Here is a 24,653-nt window from a genome sequence, read left to right as displayed (position 1 = left end):
AGAAAAAAACTACGCTAATAGCAGTAGTTGTATTTATTTGTGATTTTGCACAAATTTTTTTGTGCATTTATAATACTCATGATTTGAGGGGTGAAGCAGTTGACAGGTCAACTAGTTCAATACGGACGCCACCGCCAACGAAGAAGTTATGCCCGTATTAGTGAAGTATTAGAGTTACCAAATCTTATCGAAATTCAAACCTCTTCTTATCAGTGGTTTCTTGATGAGGGTTTGCGAGAAATGTTCCAAGACATTTCTCCGATCGAAGACTTTACGGGAAATCTATCGCTTGAATTTATCGACTACAGCTTGGGTGAACCTAAATACTCTGTAGAAGAATGCAAAGAGCGTGATGTGACGTATGCAGCACCACTTCGTGTAAAAGTGCGTCTAATCAACAAGGAAACTGGTGAAGTAAAAGAACAAGATGTGTTCATGGGAGATTTCCCACTCATGACAGAGACTGGAACATTCGTAATTAACGGTGCAGAACGTGTTATCGTTTCCCAGTTAGTTCGCTCTCCAAGCGTATACTATAGTGGCAAAGTGGATAAAAACGGAAAACGTGGTTTTACTGCTACTGTAATTCCAAACCGCGGAGCTTGGTTAGAGTATGAAACAGATGCTAAGGATGTTGTATATGTGCGTATTGACCGTACGCGTAAACTTCCTGTAACTGTTTTGTTACGCGCATTAGGGTTTGGCTCTGATCAAGAAATCACCGAGCTTTTAGGTGATAACGAATACTTAAGCAATACGTTAGAAAAAGACAACACAGATAGCACAGAGAAAGCATTGCTTGAAATTTATGAGCGTCTACGCCCTGGTGAACCACCAACAGTAGAAAATGCAAAGAGCTTACTTGTGTCTCGTTTCTTTGATCCGAAGCGCTATGATTTAGCAAATGTAGGTCGCTATAAGATCAACAAAAAGCTACACATTAAAAACAGATTGTTTAACCAACGTTTAGCTGAAACACTGGTGGATCCAGAAACTGGTGAAATTTTAGCGGCAGAAGGAACAGTCTTAGATCGTCGTACACTGGATCGCATTCTACCTTACTTAGAGAAAAACATTGGATTCAAAACAGCGAAACCAATGGGTGGAGTGGTAGCAGGCGATGTTGAGCTGCAATCTATTAAGATTTATGCTCCAGAATCAGAAGGCGAACGATCTATAAACGTAATTGGGAATGCAAATATTACTCGTGATATAAAACACATCACACCAGGTGATATTCTTGCTTCTATTAGCTACTTCTTTAACTTGCTATATAAAGTAGGGGATACAGATGATATTGACCACTTAGGAAATCGTCGTCTGCGTTCTGTAGGAGAGTTACTACAAAACCAATTCCGTATCGGTCTTTCTCGTATGGAACGTGTTGTTCGTGAGAGAATGTCGATTCAAGATACAAATGCAATTACACCACAAGCGTTAATTAACATTCGCCCGGTTATTGCATCTATTAAAGAGTTCTTCGGAAGTTCTCAGTTATCTCAGTTCATGGATCAAACAAACCCATTAGCAGAGTTAACTCACAAACGAAGACTATCTGCATTAGGACCCGGTGGTTTAACGCGTGAGCGCGCAGGCTTTGAAGTACGTGACGTTCACTACTCTCACTATGGTCGTATGTGTCCAATTGAAACGCCAGAGGGACCAAACATCGGTTTGATTAACTCATTATCTTCGTTTGCGAAAGTAAATGAGTTTGGTTTCATTGAAACGCCATACCGTCGTGTTGACCCAGAAACTGGTCTTGTAACAGGGCAGGTTGATTATTTAACAGCAGATGAAGAAGATAACTATGTTGTAGCCCAAGCGAATATGAAATTATCTGAAGTAGGGGAATTCCTTGATGAAGATATCGTAGCTCGTTTCCGTGGTGAAAACATTGTCACAAATAAAGAACGCATCGACTACATGGATGTATCTCCAAAACAAGTAGTGTCGGCAGCGACAGCTTGTATTCCGTTCTTAGAAAACGATGACTCTAACCGCGCACTTATGGGAGCGAACATGCAACGTCAGGCGGTTCCGTTAATAAATCCGGAATCTCCGATTGTAGGTACAGGTATGGAGTACGTATCAGCAAAAGACTCAGGTGCTGCAGTAATCTGTAAACAGCCTGGTGTTGTTGAGCGCGTAGAAGCACGTGAAGTTTGGGTACGTCGCTATGTAGACGTTGACGGTCAAACAGTAAAAGGCGACTTAGATCGCTACAAAATGCAAAAATTCATTCGTTCTAACCAAGGAACTTGCTACAACCAACGTCCAATCGTAAGTGTTGGAGACCAAGTTGTAAAAGGTGAAATCCTTGCGGATGGTCCTTCTATGGAACTAGGTGAACTGGCGCTTGGACGTAACGTGCTTGTTGGCTTTATGACATGGGACGGTTATAACTATGAGGATGCGATCATCATGAGTGAGCGCCTTGTAAAAGATGATGTGTACACTTCTATCCATATTGAAGAATATGAATCAGAAGCTCGTGATACGAAGCTTGGACCAGAAGAAATTACACGTGATATCCCGAATGTTGGGGAAGATGCACTTCGTAATCTTGACGAGCGCGGTATTATTCGCGTCGGTGCTGAAGTAAAAGATGGAGATCTACTTGTTGGTAAAGTAACGCCAAAAGGTGTAACAGAATTAACGGCAGAAGAACGTCTATTACATGCAATCTTCGGTGAAAAAGCACGTGAGGTACGTGATACATCACTACGTGTACCACACGGTGGTGGCGGTATTATCTTAGACGTAAAAGTGTTTAACCGTGAAGATGGCGATGAATTGCCACCAGGCGTGAATCAACTTGTACGTGCATATATCGTTCAAAAGCGTAAAATTTCTGAAGGTGACAAAATGGCCGGTCGTCATGGTAACAAAGGTGTTATCTCCCGTATTTTACCGGAAGAAGATATGCCTTACTTACCAGATGGTACGCCAATCGATATCATGTTAAACCCATTAGGGGTACCATCTCGTATGAATATCGGTCAGGTATTAGAGCTTCATCTTGGTATGGCAGCAAGATACCTTGGTATTCACATTGCAACACCGGTATTCGATGGTGCTCGTGAGGAAGATGTATGGGGCACAATTGAAGAAGCTGGTATGGCAAATGACGCGAAAACAATCCTGTATGACGGACGTACTGGTGAGCCATTCGATAACCGTGTATCTGTTGGTGTCATGTATATGATCAAACTTGCGCACATGGTTGACGATAAACTTCATGCTCGTTCTACTGGACCATACTCACTTGTAACGCAGCAACCTCTTGGAGGTAAAGCTCAGTTCGGTGGACAGCGTTTCGGTGAGATGGAGGTTTGGGCACTTGAAGCTTATGGTGCTGCTTATACTCTTCAAGAAATCTTAACAGTGAAGTCTGATGATGTTATTGGACGTGTTAAGACGTATGAAGCAATTGTTAAAGGTGAAAATGTTCCAGAACCAGGCGTTCCTGAATCATTCAAAGTATTGATTAAAGAACTGCAAAGTTTAGGTATGGACGTTAAAATGATGTCTATCAACGATACAGAAATTGAAATGCGTGATACGGAAGATGACGATGATCATCAATCAGCAGATAAATTGAATGTTGAAGTTGAGACAACTAAGGAATAATTGGGATAACCTGTAGACTAAAAGGGAGGTAGGCCCCTTGATAGATGTAAATAACTTTGAATATATGAAGATTGGACTTGCTTCACCTGACAAGATTCGTTCTTGGTCATACGGTGAAGTTAAGAAACCAGAAACAATTAACTATCGTACGTTAAAGCCTGAAAAAGATGGCTTGTTCTGTGAGCGTATTTTCGGACCACAAAAGGACTGGGAATGTCATTGCGGGAAATATAAACGTGTACGTTATAAAGGTGTAGTTTGTGATCGATGTGGCGTTGAAGTAACGCGTGCAAAAGTTCGTCGTGAACGTATGGGTCATATCGAATTAGCTGCTCCTGTATCTCATATTTGGTATTTCAAAGGTATCCCGAGCCGCATGGGACTTGTCTTAGACATGTCCCCTCGCGCGCTTGAAGAAGTAATTTATTTCGCTTCTTATGTTGTAACAGAGAGTGGAGATACACCACTTGATAAGAAGCAATTACTTTCTGAAAAAGAATACCGTGCATATCGTGATCGATATGGCAGTACATTCCATGCTGCTATGGGTGCAGAAGCGATTAAAAAATTACTGCAAGACATCGATTTAGATAAAGAAGTAGACTTCTTAAAAGAAGAATTAAAAACAGCACAAGGACAACGCCGTACTCGTGCTATTAAACGTCTAGAAGTATTAGAAGCATTCCGTAACTCTGGAAATCACCCATCTTGGATGATCTTAGAGGTTCTTCCAGTTATCCCACCAGAACTACGCCCGATGGTACAGTTAGATGGTGGACGTTTTGCTACTTCTGACTTAAACGACTTATATCGTCGTGTAATTAACCGTAACAACCGTTTAAAACGTCTATTGGACTTAGGTGCACCAAGCATTATCGTTCAAAACGAAAAACGTATGTTACAAGAAGCTGTAGACGCATTAATCGATAATGGTCGCCGTGGCCGTCCAGTTACTGGACCAGGTAACCGTCCATTAAAATCACTATCTCACATGCTTAAAGGTAAACAAGGACGTTTCCGTCAAAACTTATTAGGTAAACGTGTTGACTACTCTGGCCGTTCTGTAATCGTTGTAGGACCGAACTTAAAGATGTACCAATGTGGATTGCCGAAAGAAATGGCACTTGAATTGTTTAAACCTTTCGTTATGAAAGAGTTAGTTGGAAAAGGATTAGCACACAACATTAAGAGTGCTAAACGTAAAATCGAGCGTGTACACCCTGAAGTTTGGGACGTTTTAGAATCTGTGATCAAAGAGCATCCAGTACTTCTAAACCGCGCGCCAACACTTCATCGTCTTGGTATCCAGGCGTTTGAACCTACACTAGTAGAAGGTCGTGCAATCCGTCTTCACCCACTTGTATGTACTGCATACAACGCGGACTTTGACGGTGACCAAATGGCGGTTCACGTTCCGTTATCATCAGAGGCACAAGCAGAAGCTCGTATCCTTATGTTAGCGGCACAAAACATCTTGAATCCAAAAGACGGAAAACCAGTTGTTACTCCATCTCAGGATATGGTATTAGGTAACTATTACTTAACACTTGAGCGCGAAGGTGCAATCGGTGAGGGTATGGTCTTCAAAGATGCAAACGAAGCAATACTTGCATACCAAAATGGATATGTACATCTGCACACACGTGTTGCAGTTGCTGCGAGTTCGGTAAATAATGTAACGTTTACTGAAGAGCAAAAGAGTAAGCTTCTATTAACAACAGTTGGTAAATTAATATTTAACGAAATCTTACCAGAGTCGTTCCCTTATATTAATGAACCAACAAACTCAAACCTTGAAAAAGAAACACCAGCGGAATATTTCGTTGAAAAAGGTGCGAACATTAAAGAAATTATTGCTAGTCGCGAAGAAGTGGCACCATTTAGCAAGAAAATCCTTGGTAATATTATTGCGGAAGTATTCAAACGTTTCCAAATTACAGAAACGTCTCGCATGCTTGACCGTATGAAAAACTTAGGATTTAAATACTCTACAAAAGCTGGTATTACAGTTGGGGTATCAGATATTCTTGTATTAGGTGAAAAAGATGAAATTCTCCATGAAGCACAAGCAAAGGTAGATAATGTAATTAAACAATTCCGTCGCGGTTTAATCACGGAAGAAGAACGTTACGATCGCGTTATCTCTATTTGGAGTAATGCAAAAGATGTTATCCAAGGAAAGCTGATGAAATCCTTGAATAAACGCAACCCAATCTTCATGATGAGTGATTCCGGTGCCCGTGGTAACGCATCGAACTTTACTCAGCTTGCTGGTATGCGTGGTCTGATGGCCAATCCATCTGGTCGTATCATTGAGCTTCCGATCAAATCGAGTTTCCGTGAAGGTTTAACAGTACTTGAGTACTTCATCTCTACGCATGGTGCGCGTAAAGGTCTTGCCGATACAGCACTTAAAACTGCCGATTCTGGTTACTTAACACGTCGTCTTGTAGACGTTGCACAAGATGTAATTGTTCGTCAAGATGATTGTGGAACAGATCGCGGTTTACTAATTGGTGCGATTAAAGAGGGTAATGAAGTTATTGAGTCACTATATGATCGTCTTGTTGGACGTTTTGCAAGAAAAACTGTAAAACATCCTGAAACAGGTGAAGTATTAGTTGTTGAAAATCAATTAATTACTGAAGATATTGCTCATATCGTTGAAAAGTCGGGTGTTGAAACTGTAAACATTCGTTCAGCGTTTACGTGTAATACTCGCCATGGTGTATGTAAGAAGTGTTACGGTCGTAACTTAGCAACTGGTACAGACGTAGAAGTAGGAGAAGCGGTAGGTATTATCGCAGCTCAATCTATCGGTGAGCCAGGTACACAGTTAACGATGCGTACGTTCCATACAGGTGGGGTTGCCGGGGATGATATCACACAAGGTTTACCTCGTATCCAAGAGATCTTCGAAGCTCGTAATCCGAAGGGTCAGGCAGTTATCAGTGAAATTGACGGTGTTATCGCAGCGATCAACGATGTTAAAGATCGCCAAGAAGTAGTTGTACAGGGTGAAGTTGAAGCTCGTACGTATGCTATTCCTTACGGTGCTCGTCTGAAAGTAACTCTAGGACAGCCAATTAGCCACGGTAAAGAGTTAACAGAAGGTTCTATTGATCCGAAGGAATTACTAAAAGTAACGGACATTACAGCAGTTCAAGAATACTTATTACGTGAAGTTCAAAAAGTATACCGTATGCAAGGGGTAGAAATTGGTGACAAACACGTAGAAGTAATGGTACGTCAAATGCTACGTAAAGTTCGTGTAAGTGATGCGGGTGAAACAGATGTATTACCAGGAACATTACTAGATATCCATCAGTTTACTGATGCGAATGCGAAGGTGTTACTGAAAGGTAAACAACCAGCAACGGCTAGACCAGTTCTACTTGGTATTACAAAAGCTTCACTTGAGACAGATTCGTTCTTATCTGCGGCGTCATTCCAAGAAACAACTCGTGTTCTAACAGATGCAGCAATTAAGGGTAAACGCGATGAGCTTCTAGGATTGAAAGAGAATGTTATTATCGGTAAGCTTGTTCCTGCTGGAACAGGTATGAATCGTTATCGCAAAGTGGATCTTGTAAAAACAACACAAGATAACATGAATGTAGAAAACGATGAAGTTTATGTGGAACAGTAAAATTTTCCGTCGTAAATTTTGTATAAAAACAGCTGATCCTAGTTGACATTGTATGAGACAAAATGTTACTATAATCAAGGTTGCTCCTGAATGATGCTTTGGAGGATATTTAAATGTCTTATCAAAAAGTGTCAAATGCTGAAAATGTAGTCGTTGGTCATAAACGAACATTGGAAGCAATCAAAAATGGTATAGTTAAAGAAGTTGTTATTGCGGAAGATGCTGATGTGCGGTTAACCCATGTTATCATTCGTACTGCCTTGCAACATAACATACCCATAACCAAAGTTGAATCAGTTCGTAAGCTTGGAAAAGTTTCGGGGATTCAAGTGGGAGCTTCAGCAATAGGAATAATAAGTTAAAACTGTTTTTGTGAGGAGAGAGCATTTGCTCTTCCTTGCAAAAACTTTGTTTTCAACTAATAATGAACCACCTGGATATGTGGTCATACAAACATGCGAAGGGAGGATAATCAAATGCCTACTATTAACCAATTAGTGAGAAATGGTCGTACTGATAAAGTATGGAAGTCTAAATCACCTGCGTTAAACAAAGGTTTTAATTCTTTAAAGAAAAAATCAACTGATATCTCTGCACCTCAAAAACGTGGTGTGTGTACTCGTGTTGGTACAATGACTCCGAAGAAACCGAACTCAGCGTTACGTAAATACGCTCGTGTACGTTTAACAAACGGTATTGAAGTTACAGCTTACATCCCAGGTATCGGTCATAACCTACAAGAGCATAGCGTAGTATTAATTCGCGGTGGTCGAGTAAAGGATTTACCAGGGGTACGTTACCACATCGTTCGTGGTGCGCTTGATACAGCTGGTGTTGACAAACGTATGCAAGGACGTTCTAAATATGGTACTAAGCGACCAAAACCTGCTAAAAAATAATAAACTTATAATGAAAGGAGGAACTCAATATGCCTCGTAAAGGACCTGTTGCGAAACGTGACGTGTTACCAGATCCAATGTACAATTCTAAACTTGTAACACGCCTAATCAACAAAATGATGGTTGACGGTAAAAAAGGTAAATCTCAAACAATTCTTTATAACGCTTTCGATATCGTTCGTGAACGTTCAGATAAAGAACCAATGGAAGTATTCGAGCAAGCTCTTAAGAACATCATGCCTGTTCTTGAAGTACGCGCTCGTCGTGTTGGTGGTGCTAACTACCAAGTTCCAGTTGAGGTTCGTCCAGAACGCCGTACAACTTTAGGTCTTCGCTGGTTAGTAAACTATGCTCGTCTTCGTGGTGAAAAAACTATGGAAGAGCGTCTAGCTTACGAAATCTTAGATGCAGCTAACAACGCTGGTGCATCTGTTAAGAAACGTGAAGACACTCATAAAATGGCAGAAGCTAACAAAGCATTTGCTCATTACCGTTGGTAGGATTCAACGTAAAATAAATGTAAGCATAAACCGCTTTATTTGTCGCTTATGGAAGTGTGGAGAGGGAGAATGCCTCTCCCTTTCGTTGGGCGCTCGTTTTACATAATGAGGGTACTGGACACTGGCATATGTAACAATATAAAGTGGCTTTTTTGCTACTTAAAATAAAATAATCCAATCCATATATGGAAGGAGCAAGACACCAAATGACTAGAGAGTTCTCTTTAGAAAACACTCGTAATATTGGTATCATGGCTCACATCGATGCTGGTAAAACAACAGCAACTGAGCGTATTCTGTATTACACAGGACGTATTCATAAAATCGGTGAAACTCATGAAGGTGCATCTCAGATGGACTGGATGGAGCAAGAGCAAGAACGTGGTATCACAATTACTTCTGCTGCAACTACAGCACAATGGAAAGGTCACCGTGTAAATATCATTGACACTCCAGGACACGTAGATTTCACAGTAGAAGTAGAACGTTCTTTACGCGTACTTGATGGCGCAGTAGCAGTACTTGATGCACAATCTGGTGTAGAACCACAAACAGAAACTGTTTGGCGTCAGGCTACTACTTATGGTGTACCTCGTATCGTATTCGTTAACAAAATGGATAAGATTGGTGCAGATTTCTTATACTCTGTAGGAACGATCCACGATCGTTTACAAGCAAACGCACATCCAATTCAGTTACCAATCGGTGCTGAAGATGAGTTCAATGGTATCATTGACCTTGTTGAAGAGTGTGCTTACATGTACGCTAACGATTTAGGAACAGACATCGAGCGTGTCGAAATTCCTGAAGAGCATAAAGAATTAGCTGAAGAATACCGTGGAAAACTTATTGAAGCGGTAGCTGAGCTTGATGAAGAAATGATGATGAAGTACCTAGAAGGTGAAGAAATCACTGTAGAAGAGCTTAAAGCTGGTATCCGTAAGGCTACAACTTCTGTAGAATTCTTCCCAGTAATCTGTGGTTCTGCATTCAAAAATAAAGGTGTTCAAATTCTGTTAGACGCAGTTATCGACTACCTACCATCTCCATTAGATGTACCTGCTATTAAAGGTACTCTTCCGGATACAGATGAAGCTATCGAGCGTAAGTCTAGCGATGAAGAACCATTCGCAGCTTTAGCATTCAAAATCATGACTGATCCTTATGTTGGTAAGTTAACGTTCTTCCGTGTGTACTCTGGTGTGTTAAACTCTGGATCATACGTGAAAAACTCAACTAAAGGTAAGCGTGAGCGTGTAGGTCGTATCCTACAAATGCACGCTAACAGCCGTGAAGAGATTTCAACAGTTTACGCTGGTGATATCGCTGCTGCTGTAGGTTTAAAAGATACTACTACTGGTGATACTCTTTGTGACGAGAAGAGCCTTGTTATCCTTGAGTCTATGGAATTCCCAGAACCAGTTATCTCTGTAGCTATCGAACCAAAATCTAAAGCTGACCAAGATAAAATGGGTACAGCATTATCTAAGCTTTCTGAAGAAGATCCAACATTCCGTGCTCACACTGACCAAGAAACTGGCCAAACAATCATCGCTGGTATGGGTGAACTTCACCTTGATATCATCGTTGACCGTATGCGCCGTGAATTCAAAGTGGAAGCAAACGTTGGTGCTCCTCAGGTAGCATACCGTGAGACTTTCCGCGCTGCTGCGAAAGTTGAAGGTAAGTTCGCTCGTCAATCTGGTGGTCGTGGACAATTCGGTCACGTTTGGATTGAGTTTGAACCTAATGAAGAAGGTAAAGGTTTTGAATTCCAAAACAAAATCGTCGGCGGTGTAGTTCCACGTGAATACATCCCAGCTGTTGGAGCGGGTCTTGAAGACTCACTTAAAAATGGTGTACTAGCTGGTTACCCACTAGTTGACATCAAAGCTGCGTTAGTTGACGGATCTTACCATGATGTCGATTCATCTGAGATGGCGTTCAAAATCGCTGCATCTATGGCGCTTAAAGCTGCGGTTTCTAAATGTAGCCCAGTAATTCTTGAGCCAATGATGAAAGTTGAAGTTGTAATTCCTGAAGAGTACATGGGTGACATTATGGGCGACGTAACATCTCGTCGTGGACGTGTAGAAGGTATGGAAGCTCGCGGTAACGCTCAAGTTGTTCGCGCTATGGTTCCACTTTCTGAAATGTTCGGTTATGCAACGGCATTACGTTCTAACACTCAAGGACGCGGAACATTCTCAATGACATTTGATCATTATGAAGAAGTACCGAAGTCTGTTTCTGAAGAAATTATTAAAAAAAATAAAGGTGAATAATTGATTTTTATCGATTGTTCAAGTATAACTACTTATGTAAGCTTAGAAAGTGAGACGTAAGTTTCACTTTCTAGTCTAAATATAAAATAACCCATATAAACTAAGGAGGAATTTAGAATGGCTAAAGCTAAATTCGAACGTTCTAAACCCCATGTTAACATCGGTACAATCGGCCACGTTGACCATGGTAAAACTACATTAACTGCTGCGATCACTACAGTTCTTGCAAAAGCTGGTGGTGCTGAAGCACGCGGATACGATCAAATCGACGCTGCTCCAGAAGAAAGAGAGCGCGGAATCACAATCTCAACTGCACACGTTGAGTACGAAACTGAAACTCGTCACTATGCACACGTTGACTGCCCAGGTCATGCTGACTATGTTAAAAACATGATCACTGGTGCTGCTCAAATGGACGGCGGTATCTTAGTAGTATCTGCTGCTGATGGTCCAATGCCTCAAACACGTGAGCACATCCTTCTTTCTCGTCAAGTAGGTGTTCCTTACATCGTTGTATTCTTAAACAAATGCGACATGGTAGATGACGAAGAATTATTAGAATTAGTAGAAATGGAAGTTCGCGACCTATTATCTGAATACGGATTCCCAGGCGACGATATTCCTGTAATTAAAGGTTCTGCTCTTAAAGCTCTTCAAGGAGAAGCTGAGTGGGAAGAAAAAATCATCGAATTAATGACTGAAGTTGATGCTTACATCCCAACTCCAGAACGTGAAACTGACAAACCATTCTTAATGCCTATCGAGGATGTATTCTCTATCACAGGTCGTGGTACAGTTGCAACTGGTCGTGTTGAGCGTGGAATCGTTAAAGTTGGTGACGTAGTAGAAATCATCGGTCTTGCTGAAGAGAATGCTACTACAACTGTAACTGGTGTAGAAATGTTCCGTAAGCTTCTTGACCAAGCTCAAGCTGGAGACAACATCGGTGCTCTACTTCGTGGGGTTGCTCGTGAAGACATCCAACGTGGACAAGTTCTTGCTAAAACTGGCTCTGTAAAAGCACACGCTAAATTCAAAGCTGAGGTTTTCGTATTATCTAAAGAAGAAGGTGGACGTCATACTCCATTCTTCGCTAACTACCGTCCACAGTTCTACTTCCGTACAACTGACGTAACTGGAATCATCCAATTACCAGAAGGTACTGAAATGGTAATGCCTGGTGACAACATCGAAATGACTATCGAACTTATCGCTCCAATCGCTATCGAAGAGGGAACTAAATTCTCTATTCGTGAAGGTGGACGTACAGTAGGTTACGGTGTAGTTGCTACAATCGTTGCTGAGTAGTCTTTAATTAGATTATTAAAAACTCAAGGGATTCTCCCTTGAGTTTTTTTATTGCTTATTACTATAGAAGAAAGAGGTGTATTTTCTATTTTTGGATGAGTTTCTTCTATAGTATATAAAACGAAAATAACACCCAAAAACTGTAAGTTGAATAAGAGTAGATGAAAACTTGATATTCTTTAAAGTGCCATGTATAATAGCAAAAGTAGAGAAAAGCAGATGCGAACAAAAAGATGCTTGCATCTAGACGAATAACATTGTATAATAGACAATGTTGGTCTTTGACTGCGATGAAGTGGAAGGTTGCTGACACACCCGGCCGCTTTGCCATGGCATGGTGTGGGGAAATTTCCATGGAGAAGGTCTATTTTAGAAATAGGCGAACGAAGGAGGGAAAATAATGGCAAAAGAAAAAATTCGTATCCGTTTAAAAGCTTATGATCACCGTATTCTTGATCAATCAGCTGAGAAAATTGTAGAAACAGCTAAGCGTTCTGGGGCAACAGTTTCTGGTCCGATCCCATTACCAACTGAGAAGACTATTTACACAATTCTTCGTGCTGTTCATAAGTACAAAGATTCTCGTGAACAATTCGAAATGCGCACACACAAACGTCTAATCGACATCGTGAGTCCTACTCCGCAAACAGTAGATTCATTAATGCGTTTAGATTTACCATCTGGTGTAGATATCGAAATCAAACTATAATTCATATAACTTAAAAATGTAGGAGGTGTAACTCATGACCAAAGGAATCTTAGGAAGAAAGATCGGTATGACTCAAGTATTTGCTGAGAACGGTGAGTTAATCCCAGTAACGGTAATCGCTGCTAATCCAAACGTTGTTCTTCAAAAGAAAACAACTGAAACTGATGGCTACAACGCAATTCAGTTAGGATTTGAAGATAAACGTGAAAAGTTAACTAACAAACCTGAACAAGGCCACACTGCTAAAGCATCTACAACTCCTAAGCGCTTCATTCGCGAAATCCGCGATGCAGACGTGGACGGATTAGAGGTTGGTCAAGAGGTAAAAGTTGAAGTTTTCGCTGCAGGTGAAATCGTTGACGTAACAGGAATTTCTAAAGGTAAAGGTTTCCAAGGTGTTATTAAACGCCACGGACAATCTCGCGGACCTATGTCTCATGGTTCTCGCTATCACCGTCGTCCAGGTTCAATGGGGCCAGTTGCTCCGAACCGTGTATTCAAAGGCAAAAAACTTGCTGGACGTATGGGTGGAGACCAAGTTACTATCCAAAACTTAGAAATCGTTCAAGTTGACACTGAGCGCAACTTATTACTAGTAAAAGGTAACGTTCCAGGTGCTAAGAAATCTCTTGTAGTTGTTCAAGGCGCTGTGAAGGTTAGCAAATAATTCACAATAGGAAGGAGGAATTCCAATGCCAAAAGTTACTGTATATAACCAAACTGGTTCACAGGTTGGTGAAATCGAATTAGCTGAAGCTATTTTCGGTATCGAACCAAATGAAGCTGTACTATTTGAAGCTGTAATGATGCAACGTGCATCTTTACGTCAAGGTACACACAAAGTAAAAACTCGTTCTGAAGTTCGTGGTGGTGGTCGTAAACCATGGCGTCAAAAAGGAACTGGACGTGCTCGTCAAGGTTCTATCCGCTCTCCTCAATGGCGTGGTGGTGGTACGGTATTCGGACCTACACCAAGAAGCTATGCGTACAAACTTCCTAAGAAAGTTCGTCGTTTAGCAATCAAATCTGCATTAGCTACTAAAGTAGTTGAGAACAACATTGTAGTTCTTGAGGACCTAGTGTTAAATGCACCAAAAACAAAAGACATGGTAGCAGTACTTAAAGGATTAACTGTTGAGAAGAAAGCTCTTATCGTAACTGCTGATGCAAACGAATCTGTAGAGTTATCTGCTCGCAATATCCCTGGAGTAACAGTAATCACTGCTGATGGCGTAAACGTGCTAGATGTGCTTCATCATGATAAGCTAATCATGACAAAAGCGGCAGTGGAAAAAGTAGAGGAGGTGCTTGCATAATGAGAGATCCTCGTGATATCATTAAGCGCCCAGTTATCACTGAACGTTCTATGGAAATGATGGCTGAAAAAAAATACACGTTCGACGTGGACGTTAAATCTAATAAAACAGAGGTTAAAGACGCTATAGAAGCGATCTTTGGTGTTAATGTAGACAAAGTAAATATCATGAACTACAAGCCGAAAGCAAAACGTGTTGGTCGTCACGCTGGTTTTACTAGCCGTCGTCGTAAAGCAATCGTTAAGCTAACTGCTGACAGCAAAGAAATCGAAATCTTCCAAGGCGTTTAATTCTTACTAAAGAAGGAGGGAAATTGAGATGGGAATTAAAAAGTATAATCCAACTACTAACGGTCGTCGTAACATGACTACGAATGATTTCGCTGAAATCACGACTGACAGACCAGAAAAGTCTTTACTTGCTCCTTTAAGCAAAAAGGCTGGTCGTAATAACCAAGGTAAAATTACTGTACGTCATCAAGGTGGCGGACATAAGCGTCAATACCGTATCATCGACTTTAAGCGTAACAAAGATGGAATTCCAGGACGCGTTGCTACGATCGAATACGATCCAAACCGCTCTGCGAATATCGCATTAATTAACTACGTTGACGGTGAAAAACGTTACATTCTTGCTCCTAAAACTTTAGAAGTAGGTATGGAAGTTATGTCTGGCCCTGAAGCTGACATTAAAATCGGTAACGCATTACCATTAATCAACATTCCAGTAGGTACTGTTGTTCATAATATCGAGCTTAAGCCTGGTCGTGGAGGACAATTAGTCCGTTCTGCTGGTACGTCTGCTCAAGTACTTGGTAAAGAAGGAAAATACGTACTTGTACGTTTAACTTCTGGTGAAGTACGTTTAGTATTATCTGCTTGTCGCGCTTCAATCGGTCAAGTTGGTAACGAACAACACGAACTTATCAAAATCGGTAAAGCAGGTCGCTCTCGCTGGTTAGGTAAGCGCCCAACAGTTCGTGGTTCTGTAATGAACCCGGTTGATCACCCACACGGTGGTGGTGAAGGACGCTCTCCAATCGGACGTAAGTCTCCAATGTCTCCATGGGGTAAACCAACTCTTGGATTCAAGACTCGTAAGAAAAACAAAGCGTCTGATAAATTTATCGTTCGTCGTCGTAAAAAATAATGGGATTGTAGTACGGTTCATTTCAAGAACCGTACGCCAATCACGAAGGGAGGCACCAAAATGGCTCGTAGCTTAAAAAAAGGACCATTTGTCGATGATCACTTAATGAACAAAATGGAAAAATTAGTTGCATCTGAGCAAAAACAAGTTGTTAAAACTTGGTCTCGCCGTTCAACAATCTTCCCTCAGTTCATCGGACATACAATTGCTGTATATGATGGTCGTAAACACGTACCTGTGTACATCACTGAGGATATGGTTGGCCATAAGTTAGGTGAATTCGCACCAACTCGTACGTATAAAGGTCACCTTGCTGACGATAAGAAAACTAGAAGATAATGAGAGGAGGCACTTCAATGCAAGCTAAAGCAGTAGTGAGAACAGTTCGTATTGCTCCTCGTAAGGTTCGTTTAGTAGTAGACTTAATCCGAGGTAAGCAAGTGGGTGAAGCGATTGCTATCCTTAACCACACACCAAAAACTGCTTCTCCAGTTGTAGAAAAAGTTTTAAAATCTGCAATCGCAAATGCAGAGCACAATTATGAGATGGATATTAACAACCTAGTTGTTGAAAAAGTCTTCGTTGACGAAGGTCCAACGTTGAAACGTTTCCGTCCACGTGCAATGGGTCGTGCAAGCCAAATTAACAAACGCACAAGCCACATCACAGTTGTGGTATCAGAAAAGAAGGAGGGATAATCGATGGGTCAGAAGGTTAATCCAATTGGTCTTCGTGTCGGTATTATCCGCGACTGGGAATCTCGTTGGTTCGCTGAGAAAGATTATGCTACGTTATTACATGAAGACATCAAAATCCGTGAGTACATTACTGTACGCTTAAAAGATTCTGCTGTTGCTAAAGTAGAAATCGAACGTGCAGCAAATCGTGTAAATGTTACAATTCACACTGCAAAACCTGGTATGGTAATTGGTAAAGGTGGTACTGAAGTTGAAGCACTTCGTAAAGCTCTTAACCAATTAACAGGCAAGCGTGTACACATTAACATTTTAGAAGTTAAGAGAGCTGATCTTAACGCTAAATTAGTGGGCGAAAACATCGCTCGTCAATTAGAAAACCGTGTATCATTCCGTCGTGCACAAAAGCAAGTTATTCAACGTGCTATGCGTGCAGGAGCAAAAGGTATTAAAACACAGGTTTCTGGTCGTCTTGGCGGGGCTGATATCGCTCGTGCAGAATCTTACAGTGAAGGAACTGTTCCACTTCATACACTTCGCGCTGATATTGACTATGCAGCAGTTGAAGCTGATACAACATACGGTAAATTAGGCGTAAAAGTATGGATCTACCGTGGAGAAGTCCTTCCTACAAAAAAGAAAGCTTCTGAGGAAGGAGGAAAATAATATGTTAATGCCAAAACGCGTAAAATATCGTAGAGAGCATCGTGGTAAAATGCGTGGTCGTGCAAAAGGTGGAACTGAAATTGCTTTCGGTGAATTCGGTTTACAAGCACAAGCTGCTTCATGGATTACAAACCGTCAAATCGAAGCTGCTCGTCGTGCAATGACTCGTTACATGAAACGTGGCGGTAAAGTATGGATTAAAATTTTCCCTTCTAAACCTTACACTGCAAAACCTCTAGAAGTACGTATGGGTTCCGGTAAAGGGGCACCAGAAGGCTGGGTAGCAGTAGTAAAACCTGGGAAAATTATGTTTGAAATCGCGGGTGTATCTGAAGAGGTAGCACGCGAAGCATTACGTCTTGCAGCTCACAAACTACCTGTGAAATGTAAGTTCGTAAAACGTGAAGAAAATGGTGGTGAATCTAATGAAAACTAATGATATTCGTGAATTAACCACTGCCGAAATCGAAACAAAAGTTAAAGCTTTAAAGGAAGAATTGTTCAATCTTCGCTTCCAACTTGCTACAGGACAATTAGAGAATCCAACTCGCATCCGTGAAGTGCGTAAAGCGATTGCTCGTATGAAAACTGTAGTTTGTGAAAGAGAGATCGGAATTAATCGATAAATTGAGGGGAGGTTTGCATAGTGAGCGAACGTAACCAACGCAAAGTTTATACTGGTCGTGTTGTGTCTGATAAAATGGACAAAACGATTACAGTTTTAGTTGAAACTTACAAAACTCATTCCTTGTACGGAAAACGTGTTAAGTATTCTAAAAAGTACAAAGCCCATGATGAGCAAAACCAAGCAAAACTTGGCGATATCGTTAAAATCATGGAAACTCGCCCGCTTTCTGCTACTAAGCGTTTCCGTTTAGTTGAAATCGTTGAAGAAGCGGTTGTTATCTAAATAGACGAATCGGAATTTTTAGTCCGAAGGGAGGTTTCATAACATGATCCAACAAGAATCTCGTTTGAAAGTTGCTGACAACTCTGGTGCACGTGAACTTTTAACAATTAAAGTATTAGGCGGCTCTGGTCGTAAATATGCTAATATTGGTGATATTATCGTTGCTACGGTAAAACAAGCAACACCAGGTGGCGTTGTTAAAAAAGGTGACGTTGTTAAGGCAGTAGTGGTACGTACGAAGAGCGGAGCTCGTCGTCCGGACGGTTCTTATATTAAATTTGATGAAAACGCAGCGGTTATCATCAAAGACGATAAGAGCCCACGTGGTACTCGTATCTTCGGACCAGTAGCTCGTGAATTACGTGATAGCAACTTCATGAAGATCGTTTCTTTAGCTCCAGAAGTTCTATAATTTAAGGTATTGCCTTGCTAAGGAGGTGCAGAATTAAGATGCATGTAAAAAAAGGTGATAAAGTTCAGGTAATCACTGGTAAAGACAAAGGAAAACAAGGCGTTATCCTTGTGGCTTTCCCAAAGCAAAACCGTGTTATCGTTGAGGGTGTTAACATCGTTAAAAAACACTCTAAGCCATCTCAATTAAATCCACAAGGTGGAATTATTACGAAAGAAGCACCTATTCACGTTTCTAATGTTATGGTATTAGATCCGAAAACAGGCGAACCTACTCGCGTAGGCTTCAAAGTAGAAGATGGTAAAAAAGTTCGTATTGCAAAAAAATCTGGTGAATTATTAGATAAATAATTTTCTTAAGAAAGGAGGTCACTTCATTGAATCGCCTTAAAGAGAAGTTCCAAAAGGAAATTACTCCTGCTCTAATGAGCAAGTTTAACTATAAATCTGTGATGGAAGTACCGAAAATCGAAAAGATCGTAATCAACACTGGTGTTGGTGACGCGGTATCTAACTCAAAAGCTTTAGACAATGCAGTAGAAGAATTAACGCAAATCGCAGGTCAAAAACCTGTTGTAACTCGCGCTAAAAAATCAATCGCTGGTTTCCGTCTTCGTGAAGGTATGCCAATCGGTGCGAAAGTAACTTTACGCGGACAACAAATGTATGAGTTCTTCGACAAATTAGTATCAGTTTCTTTACCACGTGTACGTGATTTCCGTGGTGTTTCTAAGAAATCATTCGATGGTCGTGGGAACTACACATTAGGTGTTAAAGAGCAACTAATTTTCCCTGAGATTGATTATGATAAAGTAAGTAAAGTCCGCGGTATGGACATCGTAATCGTTACTACAGCGAAAACTGATGAAGAAGCTCGTGAACTTTTAACACAATTCGGTATGCCATTCCAAAAATAATGGAAGCCAACGCTAAGTAGAGGAGGCGAAAACGTGGCTAAAAAATCTATGATCGCGAAACAAAAGCGTACTCCTAAGTTTAAAGTACAAGAGTATACACGTTGCGAACGCTGCGGTCGTCCGCATTCTGTATACCGCAAATTTAAGCTTTGCCGTATTTGTTTCCGTGAACTTGCATATAAAGGTCAAATTCCTGGTGTTAAAAAAGCTAGTTGGTAAAACCCACAAATGGGAAGGAGGTAAAACACATGGTGATGACAGATCCAATTGCAGACATGCTTACTCGCATCCGTAATGCGAACATGGTACGTCATGAGAAATTAGAGGTTCCTGCTTCTAAAATCAAAAAAGAGATCGCTGAACTTTTAAAACGTGAAGGTTTCATTCGTGATGTAGAATACATTGGGGATAACAAACAAGGTATCCTTCGTATTTTCCTGAAATATGGTGCAAACAATGAACGTGTAATCACTGGATTAAAACGTATCAGTAAACCTGGCTTACGCGTTTACGCAAAAGCTGATGAAGTACCACGTGTACTTAACGGATTAGGTATCGCTCTTGTTTCTACATCTAAGGGAGTAATGACAGACAAAGACGCTCGTCAATTACAAACTGGTGGAGAAGTAGTAGCATACGTTTGGTAATATATATTTAAAACGAACGGAGGTGTGACCACATGTCTCGTATTGGTAAAAAGATTCTTGAAATCCCTGCAGGTGTTACTATTACAGTTGCAGAAGACAATACTGTAACAGTAAAAGGCCCTAAAGGTGAATTAACTCGTACTTTCAAAACTGATATGTCTATCAAAATTGAAGAAAATACACTAACAGTTGAGCGTCCATCTGAACAGAAGGAACACCGTGCATTACACGGTACAACTCGTGCTTTAATCGGAAACATGGTTGAAGGTGTAACTACAGGTTTCGTACGCGGACTTGAATTAGTCGGTGTTGGTTACCGTGCTCAAAAACAAGGAGATAAACTTGTTTTAAGCGTAGGTTATTCTCATCCAGTAGAAATGACTCCAGAAGCAGGACTTGAAGTTGAAGTACCTGTACCAACTAAAATCGTAATTAAAGGTATCGACAAGCAACGTGTTGGCGAATTTGCTGCTAACATCCGCGCTGTACGTGCTCCTGAACCATATAAAGGTAAAGGTATTCGTTACGAAGGCGAAGTTGTTCGTCGTAAAGAAGGTAAAACTGCTAAGTAAACCCGTTAGGTGAAAGAAAGGAGTGACAAGAATGATCACTAAAGCTGCTAAAAATGCGACTCGTAAGAAAAGACATGCACGTGTACGTGCTAAACTTACTGGTACTGCAGAACGTCCACGTTTAAACGTGTACCGTTCTAACCAACATATTTACGCTCAAGTTATTGATGATGTAAATGGTGTAACATTAGTAAGTGCATCTACTCTTGATAAAGACCTTGCTCTTAACGGTACTAGCAATACTGAAGCTGCTACGAAAGTTGGAGAATCAGTTGCTAAGCGTGCTGTAGAGAAAGGCGTTAAAGAAGTAGTATTTGATCGCGGTGGTTACTTATACCATGGCCGTGTTAAAGCTCTAGCTGAAGCTGCTCGTGAGGCTGGATTACAATTTTAATGGTCAAAGGAGGGAAAATTGATGCAACGCATTGACCCAAGTAAATTAGAACTTGAAGAACGTGTAGTTACGATAAATCGTGTCGCGAAAGTTGTTAAGGGTGGTCGTCGTTTCCGCTTTGCTGCACTAGTTGTAGTTGGCGATAAAAACGGTCATGTTGGATTCGGTACTGGTAAAGCACAAGAGGTACCAGACGCAATCCGTAAAGCTATCGAAGACGCTAAGAAAAACCTAATCGCTGTACCATTAGTTGGTACAACAATTCCTCACACAATCAACGGTCATTTTGGAGCTGGTGAAGTATTCTTAAAACCTGCTGCTGAGGGTACTGGTGTTATTGCTGGTGGACCTGTTCGTGCGGTACTAGAATTAGCTGGTGTACAAGATATTCTTTCGAAATCTCTTGGTTCTAACACACCAATCAACATGATTCGCGCTACTGTGAACGGATTAAGCGAACTTAAGCGCGCTGAAGATGTTGCAAAATTACGCGGTAAATCTGTAGAAGAGCTACTAGGTTAAGGAGGGAAAACAAATGGCGAAAAAGTTAGAAATTACCCTCACTCGTAGTGTAATTGGTCGTCCACAAGATCAACGTGCGACGGTAGAAGCTTTAGGTCTTAAAAAGTTGAATTCAACTGTAGTTAAGGAAGAAACTCCTGCTATTCTTGGTATGATCAACAAAGTTTCTCACCTTATCTCTGTAAAAGAAGCTTAAGGATAACTCATTAATATAAGGAGGTGCCTGGGAATGAAACTTCATGAATTAAAACCTGCAGAAGGTTCTCGTAAAGTACGTAACCGTGTCGGTCGTGGTATCGGTTCTGGTAACGGTAAAACTGCTGGTAGAGGTCATAAAGGACAAAACGCACGTTCTGGCGGCGGTGTTCGTCTTGGCTTCGAAGGTGGTCAAACTCCACTATTCCGTCGTTTACCAAAACGCGGCTTCACAAACATTAACCGTAAAGAGTTTACTATTGTAAACTTATCAACGTTAAATCGTTTTGAAGATGGTACAGAAGTAACACCTGAATTATTGCTGGAAACTGGCGTTATCAGCAAATTAAACGACGGTGTTAAAATTCTTGCAAGCGGAGCAGTAGAGAAAAAATTAACTGTTAAAGCGCACAAGTTCTCTTCAAGTGCTAAAGAAGCAATTGAAGCAGCTGGCGGATCAGTTGAGGTGATCTAATGTTTCGTACAATCTCCAACTTTATGCGCGTTGCTGAGATAAGACGTAAAATATTATTCACTTTAGCGATGTTAGTCGTATTCAGGATTGGCACGTTTATCCCAGTGCCATTTACAAATGGAGACGTACTGAAAGCACAAGATCAATTAAATGCCTTAGGTATCCTAAATACATTTGGCGGTGGCGCCTTGAAAAACTTCTCCATCTTCGCGATGGGAATCATGCCGTATATTACAGCATCCATCATCGTGCAATTATTGCAGATGGATGTTGTTCCTAAATTTTCGGAATGGTCGAAGCAAGGCGAAATGGGCCGTCGTAAACTAACGCAATTCACGCGTTACTTTACAATTGTTCTTGCGTTTATTCAGGGGTTTGGTATGTCAATCGGTTTTAACGGTATGGTAGGTGGGCAATTAATTTTGAATCCAGGTTGGAGCACTTATTTATACATTGCTACGGTACTGACTGCTGGTACTGCATTTTTAATGTGGTTAGGTGAACAGATTACAGCTAAAGGTGTAGGTAATGGTATTTCCATTCTTATCTTTGGCGGTATTGCCGCAGCGATCCCAAGTGTTATATCTCAAGTGTATCAACAACAGTTTCAAAATATCGGAGATCAATTGTTCATGAGTATCGTTAAAGTTGCATTGATTTTACTAGCTGTGCTAGCGGTTATTGTTGGTGTTATTTTCATTCAACAGGCTGTTAGAAAGATCCCAATTCAATACGCGAAGCGTGTAACAGGAGGGAATGGGAATCATGCTGGAGCACAAAACACTCATTTACCACTTAAGGTAAATAGTGCGGGTGTTATTCCAGTCATTTTTGCTGTTTCATTCTTAATTACGCCTCCAACTATTGCACAGTTCTTCCCGAAACATGATGTGTCGCAGTGGATTATTGCAAACTTTAACTATTCTCACCCAGTGGGAATGATCATATATGTTGCGCTCATTGTAGCCTTCACATATTTCTATGCATTTGTTCAGGTTAATCCAGAGCAAATGTCAGAGAATCTAAACAAACAAGGTGGATATGTTCCAGGTATTCGTCCGGGTAAGAATACAGAACAATATCTAACAAAAATCTTGTATCGTTTGACCTTTGTGGGATCAATTTTCCTAGCAGCGATTGCAATCTTACCAGTTATCTTTACGAAATTGGGAAATCTTCCTCCATCTGCACAGATTGGTGGAACGAGTATGTTAATCGTTGTCGGCGTTGCTTTAGAAACAATGAAGCAGCTAGAAAGCCAATTGGTAAAACGCCATTACAAAGGGTTTATCAAGCAGTGAGTAAGTGGGAAGAACTGTCTTCCCTACATGCTCATGTACTGAGGGGGAACAAGGATGAACTTGATTTTAATGGGGCTTCCTGGTGCTGGTAAAGGTACACAAGCCGAACAGATTATTGCCAAGTATAACATCCCTCACATCTCAACAGGAGATATGTTCCGTGCAGCTATGAAGGCTGAAACTGAACTTGGTTTACAAGCAAAATCTTTTATTGATAAAGGTGCGCTTGTTCCAGATGAAGTTACAATTGGAATTGTTCGTGAACGTTTAAGCCAAGAAGACTGTATTAAAGGCTTCTTATTAGATGGTTTCCCACGAACTGTTGCACAAGCATCAGCTCTTGAAGAGATTATGAAAGATCTTGGCAAAAAAATCGACTATGTTTTAAACATTAATGTGGATTCAGGGTTGTTATTAAAACGCCTTACAGGCCGTCGCATTTGTAAAGAATGCGGTGCGACTTACCACTTAGAATTCAATCCGCCAGCAAAAGCTGATGTGTGCGATAAATGTGGTGGCGAATTATATCAACGCTCTGATGACAATGAAGAAACTGTAGCAAATCGTTTAGATGTAAATATTAAGCAAACAAAACCTTTGCTTGATTTCTACGAGGAGCTTGGCTACTTACAAAGCATTAATGGTGAGCAAGATATCAATAAAGTATTTGCTGATATCGATGTTCTCATCGGAGACTTAGCGTAATGATCATCTGCAAAACTCCTCGCGAGATAGAAATCATGCGAGAAGCTGGCAGGATCGTTGCTTTAACTCATCAAGAGTTGAAACAACATATTACTCCAGGAATTACAACGAAAGAGCTCGATCAAATAGCGGAAAAGACGATTCGAAAATATGGTGCTACGCCATCTTTTAAAGGATACAACGGATTTCCGGGGAGCATTTGTGCTTCTGTAAATGAAGAGCTTGTACACGGGATTCCAGGGAAGCGTAAGCTCGAAGAGGGCGATATCATCAGTATCGATATTGGTGCGAAATACAATGGGTACCATGGTGATTCTGCATGGACGTATCCAGTTGGAAACATTTCTGAATCTGTTCAAAAGCTACTTGATGTCACAGAAAAATCGTTGTATCTTGGTCTAGAACAAGTAAAACCAGGCGAAAGATTATCAAATATCTCGCATGCGGTTCAAACGCATGCTGAAGAGAATGGGTTCTCGATCGTTAGGGAGTATGTTGGTCACGGAATCGGGCAAGACTTACATGAGGACCCTCAAATCCCGCACTATGGTCCACCAAATAGAGGCCCTAGATTAAAGCCGGGAATGGTCATCTGTGTTGAGCCGATGGTGAATCAAGGAAGACGATATGTAAAAACACTATCTGATGACTGGACAGTGGTAACGGTAGATGGTAAATGGTGTGCCCATTTTGAGCACACGATTGCTCTTACAGAAGCAGGATACGAAATCCTTACCACTTTATAAGTAGCTGGCTCTCCGGGATTTCAGAGCAGTGTAAAATGTTACTGATTTG

At 40.9% G+C, this 24,653-nt stretch carries 31 protein-coding genes; all 31 read left to right on the top strand.

Going from position 1 to position 24,653, the window contains the following annotated elements; translation table 11 throughout:
* The first annotated feature begins 99 nt into the window (after positions 1 to 99).
* The 31 genes from rpoB to map all read left to right on the top strand — a co-directional run bounded on the left by rpoB (position 100) and on the right by map (position 24,604).
* On the top strand, positions 100 to 3,633 hold the full coding sequence (gene rpoB / locus MKX66_RS19235) for a DNA-directed RNA polymerase subunit beta (RefSeq protein WP_002113316.1): 3,534 nt from the start codon (positions 100 to 102) through the stop codon (positions 3,631 to 3,633).
* 37 nt (positions 3,634 to 3,670) lie between these two features.
* Positions 3,671 to 7,282, top strand: coding sequence for a DNA-directed RNA polymerase subunit beta' (gene rpoC / locus MKX66_RS19230; protein WP_002009783.1), 3,612 nt, complete (start codon positions 3,671 to 3,673; stop codon positions 7,280 to 7,282).
* Between the two features lie 113 nt (positions 7,283 to 7,395).
* Positions 7,396 to 7,644 (top strand): 50S ribosomal protein L7ae-like protein, encoded by a 249-nt coding sequence (locus MKX66_RS19225; RefSeq protein WP_000121833.1) that lies wholly within the window; start codon positions 7,396 to 7,398, stop codon positions 7,642 to 7,644.
* A 114-nt stretch (positions 7,645 to 7,758) separates the two neighbouring features.
* Positions 7,759 to 8,181, top strand: coding sequence for a 30S ribosomal protein S12 (rpsL, locus tag MKX66_RS19220; RefSeq protein WP_001142341.1), 423 nt, complete (start codon positions 7,759 to 7,761; stop codon positions 8,179 to 8,181).
* Positions 8,182 to 8,210: 29 nt separating this feature from the next.
* Entirely contained in the window at positions 8,211 to 8,681 is a 471-nt protein-coding gene (gene rpsG, locus MKX66_RS19215; RefSeq protein WP_001137492.1) for a 30S ribosomal protein S7, read from the top strand.
* Positions 8,682 to 8,887: 206 nt separating this feature from the next.
* Positions 8,888 to 10,966 carry an elongation factor G gene (gene fusA, locus MKX66_RS19210; RefSeq protein WP_002113318.1) on the top strand — a complete coding sequence of 693 codons (2,079 nt, stop codon included), beginning with the start codon at positions 8,888 to 8,890 and terminating at the stop codon, positions 10,964 to 10,966.
* 117 nt (positions 10,967 to 11,083) lie between these two features.
* Positions 11,084 to 12,274, top strand: a complete 1,191-nt coding sequence (gene tuf, locus MKX66_RS19205; protein WP_002009778.1) for an elongation factor Tu — start codon at positions 11,084 to 11,086, stop codon at positions 12,272 to 12,274.
* Between the two features lie 400 nt (positions 12,275 to 12,674).
* Positions 12,675 to 12,983: a 30S ribosomal protein S10 gene (gene rpsJ, locus MKX66_RS19200; protein ID WP_001040595.1), complete on the top strand. Its 309-nt coding sequence runs from the start codon at positions 12,675 to 12,677 to the stop codon at positions 12,981 to 12,983.
* A 34-nt stretch (positions 12,984 to 13,017) separates the two neighbouring features.
* Entirely contained in the window at positions 13,018 to 13,650 is a 633-nt protein-coding gene (gene rplC, locus MKX66_RS19195) for a 50S ribosomal protein L3 (protein WP_000160209.1), read from the top strand.
* Positions 13,651 to 13,675: 25 nt separating this feature from the next.
* Positions 13,676 to 14,299: a 50S ribosomal protein L4 gene (rplD, locus tag MKX66_RS19190; protein ID WP_001127261.1), complete on the top strand. Its 624-nt coding sequence runs from the start codon at positions 13,676 to 13,678 to the stop codon at positions 14,297 to 14,299.
* Complete coding sequence (gene rplW, locus MKX66_RS19185) at positions 14,299 to 14,589, top strand: 50S ribosomal protein L23 (protein ID WP_001205557.1); 291 nt, start codon at positions 14,299 to 14,301, stop codon at positions 14,587 to 14,589. Before rplD ends, rplW begins: the two co-directional genes overlap by 1 nt.
* Before the next feature lie 28 nt (positions 14,590 to 14,617).
* The gene (gene rplB, locus MKX66_RS19180; RefSeq protein WP_000511584.1) at positions 14,618 to 15,448 is read left to right on the top strand and encodes a 50S ribosomal protein L2; all 831 of its coding nucleotides are present in this window, start codon (positions 14,618 to 14,620) and stop codon (positions 15,446 to 15,448) included.
* A 60-nt stretch (positions 15,449 to 15,508) separates the two neighbouring features.
* Positions 15,509 to 15,787, top strand: coding sequence for a 30S ribosomal protein S19 (gene rpsS, locus MKX66_RS19175; protein ID WP_000124452.1), 279 nt, complete (start codon positions 15,509 to 15,511; stop codon positions 15,785 to 15,787).
* A gap of 17 nt (positions 15,788 to 15,804) precedes the next feature.
* Positions 15,805 to 16,146, top strand: a complete 342-nt coding sequence (gene rplV / locus MKX66_RS19170; protein WP_002009773.1) for a 50S ribosomal protein L22 — start codon at positions 15,805 to 15,807, stop codon at positions 16,144 to 16,146.
* 3 nt (positions 16,147 to 16,149) lie between these two features.
* Positions 16,150 to 16,809 (top strand): 30S ribosomal protein S3, encoded by a 660-nt coding sequence (gene rpsC / locus MKX66_RS19165; protein ID WP_002009771.1) that lies wholly within the window; start codon positions 16,150 to 16,152, stop codon positions 16,807 to 16,809.
* A 1-nt stretch (position 16,810) separates the two neighbouring features.
* On the top strand, positions 16,811 to 17,245 hold the full coding sequence (gene rplP, locus MKX66_RS19160) for a 50S ribosomal protein L16 (protein WP_000928969.1): 435 nt from the start codon (positions 16,811 to 16,813) through the stop codon (positions 17,243 to 17,245).
* The gene (gene rpmC / locus MKX66_RS19155; RefSeq protein WP_002091523.1) at positions 17,235 to 17,435 is read left to right on the top strand and encodes a 50S ribosomal protein L29; all 201 of its coding nucleotides are present in this window, start codon (positions 17,235 to 17,237) and stop codon (positions 17,433 to 17,435) included. The genes rplP and rpmC overlap by 11 nt, the downstream gene beginning before the upstream one ends.
* A 20-nt stretch (positions 17,436 to 17,455) precedes the next feature.
* Positions 17,456 to 17,719, top strand: coding sequence for a 30S ribosomal protein S17 (rpsQ, locus tag MKX66_RS19150; protein ID WP_002091526.1), 264 nt, complete (start codon positions 17,456 to 17,458; stop codon positions 17,717 to 17,719).
* A 43-nt stretch (positions 17,720 to 17,762) separates the two neighbouring features.
* Positions 17,763 to 18,131: a 50S ribosomal protein L14 gene (rplN, locus tag MKX66_RS19145; RefSeq protein WP_000615912.1), complete on the top strand. Its 369-nt coding sequence runs from the start codon at positions 17,763 to 17,765 to the stop codon at positions 18,129 to 18,131.
* A gap of 38 nt (positions 18,132 to 18,169) precedes the next feature.
* A complete protein-coding gene (rplX, locus tag MKX66_RS19140; RefSeq protein ID WP_000558201.1) occupies positions 18,170 to 18,481 on the top strand; it encodes a 50S ribosomal protein L24 in 312 nt (103 codons plus the stop codon).
* Positions 18,482 to 18,507: 26 nt separating this feature from the next.
* Entirely contained in the window at positions 18,508 to 19,047 is a 540-nt protein-coding gene (rplE, locus tag MKX66_RS19135) for a 50S ribosomal protein L5 (RefSeq protein WP_002091528.1), read from the top strand.
* A 33-nt stretch (positions 19,048 to 19,080) separates the two neighbouring features.
* Entirely contained in the window at positions 19,081 to 19,266 is a 186-nt protein-coding gene (rpsN, locus tag MKX66_RS19130; protein ID WP_001085700.1) for a 30S ribosomal protein S14, read from the top strand.
* A gap of 29 nt (positions 19,267 to 19,295) precedes the next feature.
* Positions 19,296 to 19,694 carry a 30S ribosomal protein S8 gene (gene rpsH, locus MKX66_RS19125; protein ID WP_002009764.1) on the top strand — a complete coding sequence of 133 codons (399 nt, stop codon included), beginning with the start codon at positions 19,296 to 19,298 and terminating at the stop codon, positions 19,692 to 19,694.
* Positions 19,695 to 19,726: 32 nt separating this feature from the next.
* Complete coding sequence (gene rplF / locus MKX66_RS19120; RefSeq protein ID WP_002009762.1) at positions 19,727 to 20,266, top strand: 50S ribosomal protein L6; 540 nt, start codon at positions 19,727 to 19,729, stop codon at positions 20,264 to 20,266.
* A 31-nt stretch (positions 20,267 to 20,297) separates the two neighbouring features.
* Positions 20,298 to 20,660 (top strand): 50S ribosomal protein L18, encoded by a 363-nt coding sequence (gene rplR / locus MKX66_RS19115; protein WP_002009761.1) that lies wholly within the window; start codon positions 20,298 to 20,300, stop codon positions 20,658 to 20,660.
* 21 nt (positions 20,661 to 20,681) lie between these two features.
* The gene (rpsE, locus tag MKX66_RS19110) at positions 20,682 to 21,182 is read left to right on the top strand and encodes a 30S ribosomal protein S5 (RefSeq protein ID WP_002009759.1); all 501 of its coding nucleotides are present in this window, start codon (positions 20,682 to 20,684) and stop codon (positions 21,180 to 21,182) included.
* 13 nt (positions 21,183 to 21,195) lie between these two features.
* A complete protein-coding gene (rpmD, locus tag MKX66_RS19105; protein WP_002009757.1) occupies positions 21,196 to 21,378 on the top strand; it encodes a 50S ribosomal protein L30 in 183 nt (60 codons plus the stop codon).
* 33 nt (positions 21,379 to 21,411) lie between these two features.
* Positions 21,412 to 21,852 carry a 50S ribosomal protein L15 gene (gene rplO / locus MKX66_RS19100; protein WP_002009754.1) on the top strand — a complete coding sequence of 147 codons (441 nt, stop codon included), beginning with the start codon at positions 21,412 to 21,414 and terminating at the stop codon, positions 21,850 to 21,852.
* The gene (secY, locus tag MKX66_RS19095; RefSeq protein ID WP_002124688.1) at positions 21,852 to 23,153 is read left to right on the top strand and encodes a preprotein translocase subunit SecY; all 1,302 of its coding nucleotides are present in this window, start codon (positions 21,852 to 21,854) and stop codon (positions 23,151 to 23,153) included. The genes rplO and secY overlap by 1 nt, the downstream gene beginning before the upstream one ends.
* Before the next feature lie 54 nt (positions 23,154 to 23,207).
* Positions 23,208 to 23,858: an adenylate kinase gene (locus MKX66_RS19090; RefSeq protein ID WP_002009751.1), complete on the top strand. Its 651-nt coding sequence runs from the start codon at positions 23,208 to 23,210 to the stop codon at positions 23,856 to 23,858.
* Positions 23,858 to 24,604, top strand: a complete 747-nt coding sequence (map, locus tag MKX66_RS19085) for a type I methionyl aminopeptidase (protein ID WP_000582542.1) — start codon at positions 23,858 to 23,860, stop codon at positions 24,602 to 24,604. Before MKX66_RS19090 ends, map begins: the two co-directional genes overlap by 1 nt.
* The last annotated feature ends 49 nt before the right edge of the window (positions 24,605 to 24,653 follow it).

The organism is Bacillus sp. FSL R9-9530, from assembly GCF_038008145.1.
Taxonomy (GTDB): Bacteria; Bacillota; Bacilli; order Bacillales; family Bacillaceae_G; genus Bacillus_A; species Bacillus_A mycoides.
This window is presented reverse-complemented; position numbering and strand designations above follow the sequence as displayed.